At 71.7% G+C, this 2,591-nt stretch carries 3 protein-coding genes; 1 reads left to right on the top strand and 2 read right to left on the bottom strand.

All coding sequences use genetic code 11. From position 1 onward, the window contains the following. Positions 1-743 (bottom strand): LysR family transcriptional regulator (locus E2651_RS42575; protein ID WP_135336624.1); only part of this gene is annotated, 743 nt, incomplete at its 3' end. 257 nt (positions 744-1,000) lie between these two features. On the opposite strand from E2651_RS42575, the gene E2651_RS42570 reads away from it, so the two are divergent. Further along, entirely contained in the window at positions 1,001-1,753 is a 753-nt protein-coding gene (locus E2651_RS42570; RefSeq protein WP_135336623.1) for a sulfite exporter TauE/SafE family protein, read from the top strand. A 148-nt stretch (positions 1,754-1,901) separates the two neighbouring features. Here the strand turns inward: E2651_RS42570 and E2651_RS42565 are convergent, their stop codons facing one another. Beyond that, entirely contained in the window at positions 1,902-2,474 is a 573-nt protein-coding gene (locus tag E2651_RS42565) for a helix-turn-helix transcriptional regulator (RefSeq protein ID WP_135336622.1), read from the bottom strand. Between the last annotated feature and the right edge of the window lie 117 nt (positions 2,475-2,591).

Below are 2,591 nucleotides of genomic sequence, written 5' to 3'. Positions count from 1 at the left end.
TGCCAGCCGGGCAGGTCGGGGACTACGGCGTGGCCGAGGCCGAGTTCGGCCAGCAGGATGGCCGTGTCCCAGTCGGCGACGCTCGTGTCGGACGTGGTCCGGACTCCGTGCTGGGCCAGCCAGGCGTCCAGGCGGGAGCGGGACGTCGCGTTCTCGGGGAGGCCGATCAGCCGGATCTCCGCGAGGTCGGCCATGTCGATACGGGACTTGGCGGACAGAGGGTCGTCCGCGGCGACGGCCAGGACCCACGGCAGCTCGACGACGGGGCGTTGCTCGATGCCGCGCACGGGTTCCCCGAGCGTGATCCAGGCCAGGTCGACGCCGCCCGCGAGGAGGGCTTCGAAGCAGCTGCGGCTGGAGTGCGCGGTCTGGAACTCCAGGCTGACGTCGGGGTAGTGGCGACGGAAGGCGACCACGGCGGCCGACATGAAGTGGCGCACGGTGGTGGCGCCGGTGGTGACACGGACTGAGCCCGACTCGCCGTGCACCAGCTCGCGCAGCCGCAGCAGGGCGTGGTCGATGTCGCCGAGACCGCCGGCCACCGCGGTGTGCAGGAGGTGTCCGGCGGCGGTGGGTGTGACGCCGCGGGGGCGGCGCTCCAGCAGGGAGATGCCGGTCTCCCGCTCAAGTCGCTTGATGTGCTGGCTCACCGCCGACTGGGTGCAGGACAGGTCGCGGGCCACGGCGCTGAGGCTGCCCGTGCGGCACACGGCGGCGAAGACGCGGAGGTCGTCGAGGGTCATGGAGAGTGAAGCTACAGCTTGGGGGAGGGCAAGGAAACCTGAGGATTGACTTGGCCATGGCCCGGGATGGACGATCTTTGGCGGGCCCAGGGCGGCAACCCGGGTGGGCCCGGGCGTAGTTCCGGACAGCGCCCGGTCCCTCCCGGGTGCCGACCCTCCACCACACACAACTGATCACTCCCAACACCCAGTACCCGGCGGTCCCTTCGCCGGAGCCCGCGCGCTCCGGTCCTTGGCCGCGCCCGGAAAGGCGAGCAGTGCACGCACTCGAGACAGTGGCCCTGGCGGCCGCGGCCGTCGCGGCGGGCGGCATCAACGCCGTCGTCGGCTCCGGCACCCTGATCACCTTCCCCACCCTCCTCGCCTGCGGCCTTCCTCCCGTCCTGGCCAACGTCTCCAACACCATCGGGCTCGTGCCCGGTGTGATCACCGCCGCCTACGGCTACCGCCGTGAGCTGAAGGGGCAGTTGCCCAGGCTGCTGAGGTGGGGCGGTGCGGCACTCGCCGGCGGGCTGATCGGAGCGGCGCTCTTGCTGCTCCTGCCCGAAGGCACGTTCCAGTCGGTGGTGCCGGTGCTGATCCTGCTGGCCTGCGTGCTCGTCCTGTTCCAGCCGCGCCTGAACAAGTGGTTGCGGCAGCGCCGTGGGCACGACGGAGCGGACCGCCAGGCGCCCGTGCTGCTGGGGGTGTTGGGAACGGCGGTCTACGGCGGCTACTTCGGCGCCGCCCAAGGCGTCCTGCTCATGGGCCTGTTCGGCACCTTCGTCCGGGACGACCTGCAGCGGCTCAACGCCGCCAAGAACGTGCTGGCCGCCATCGTCAACGGCGTCGCGGCGATCGTCTTCATCGCGGTGACGGACGTCGACTGGACGGCGGCCGGTGTGATCGCCCTCGGCTCCACGCTCGGCGGACTACTGGGAGCCCGGGTCGGCCGCCGCCTGCCGCCGAACGTCCTGCGCGGCGTGATCGTGGCGGTCGGCGTGATCGCGTCCGTCGCCGTCATCGCGTAGCACCCGGCGTGATCGTGGGCCGAGTCCGTCGCGGAGCTCAGGGGCACCGCGCCCGGCGATCGCCCCGGCGACGGCTTCCGCGGGGCTCACGCGGCCCGGATACCGGCGTGGCGGACGGGCCCATCGAGCAACCGCAGCGCCATCCCCGTCACGTCCGGTCCCCTTCACGGAGATGGTTGCGTTGGGCATCGCGGTCGAAGATGCCGAGGATCTCCGCGGGGCCGCCGATGGCACCCAAGGCGTGCGGAAGCATGGTCGGGAATTCCGCCGCCTGTCGCTCCTCGACCCGCAACCGGCGCTCGCCCAGCAGGAGTTCGACCGTTCCGGACAGCACCGTGAACCATTCTCGGCCGGGGTGCGCCTTCAGTGCGGTGGGGCCCTGTGGCGGTGGGCCGGTCAGGCGCATCCTGGCCACCGTGACGCCCGGTTCGCCGCGCAGCGCCCATTGGGTCAGGGAGCGGGCCGGGTCGTAGGTGGGATTCGAGACGACGTCGTCGGCCTCTGTCTCGACGAGCTGGTCGAGCGAGGTGCTCAGAGCGCGGGCGATCGCGGTGAGCTGGTCCAGGGCGATCCTGCGGTGCCCGGTCTCGATCCGGCTGAGGGTGGAGGGGCTGAGATGGCTGCGGCCCGCCAGGTCGTCGAGCGACCAGCCGTGCGCGGCCCGCAGCGCCCGGATCCTTTTGCGTACGAGGCTGTCCAGATCGGCACCTTCTTGCGTCATGAGCAAGAGCTTATGCGCTGCCCGCAAGATGTCGTACGGTCGGCCGCATGGCACACCCCGCAGCTCAGCCTCAGCCTCAGCCTCAGTCCCACCCCCACGCCCCGCACGGCACCGGCC

It is taken from the genome of Streptomyces sp. MZ04 (assembly GCF_004684775.1).
Taxonomy (GTDB): Bacteria; Actinomycetota; Actinomycetes; order Streptomycetales; family Streptomycetaceae; genus Streptomyces.
This window is presented reverse-complemented; position numbering and strand designations above follow the sequence as displayed.

Coding starts and splice junctions, on each gene's coding strand:
- E2651_RS42565 (WP_135336622.1), bottom strand. CDS start 2,474: ATGACGCAAGAAGGTGCCGATCTGGACAGCCTCGTACGCAAAAGGATC.